Genomic DNA, 533 nt, shown 5'->3' on the forward strand with positions numbered 1-533 from the left:
CCGCCGGTGCAGAGCTTCCGCGGCAGCCGGGTGACCTTCGATATCGACGTCGAGTTGCACCAGCGCCTCGTCGCGCTGGCCCGCGCGCAGGGCGTCAGCTTGTTCATGGTCATGCACGCCTCGCTGGCTGTGCTGCTGGCCCGGCTGTCGGGCACCAGCGACATCGCCATCGGCACCCCGGTGGCCGGGCGTGGCGAACAGGCGCTCGACGACCTGATCGGCATGTTCGTCAACACCCTCGTGCTGCGTTCGGAGGTGGACGGTGACGAGCCGTTCGCCGAATTCCTCGGCCGCACCAGGGAAACCGACCTCGCCGCCTTCGCGTTCGCGGACGTGCCGTTCGAGCGGCTGGTCGAGGTGCTCAACCCGACCCGCTCGCAGGCCAGGCACCCGCTGTTCCAGGTGATGCTGTCGTTCCAGGAGATGTCGCACGCGACCCTGGAACTGCCCGGCCTGTCGGTCAGCGCCGACGAGCTCGAGGTCGACATCGCCAAGTTCGACCTGCAGTGGACGGTCACCGAGGAGCGGGGCAC

General features: G+C 68.9%; 1 protein-coding gene. It reads left to right on the forward strand.

Features of this window, described 5'->3' with window-relative positions:
• Positions 1-533 (forward strand): condensation domain-containing protein (locus tag NA4_RS38530; RefSeq protein ID WP_157129613.1); only part of this gene is annotated, 533 nt, incomplete at both ends.

The sequence above is a fragment of the Nocardia amamiensis NBRC 102102 genome (assembly GCF_001612745.1).
Classification (GTDB): Bacteria; Actinomycetota; Actinomycetes; order Mycobacteriales; family Mycobacteriaceae; genus Nocardia; species Nocardia amamiensis.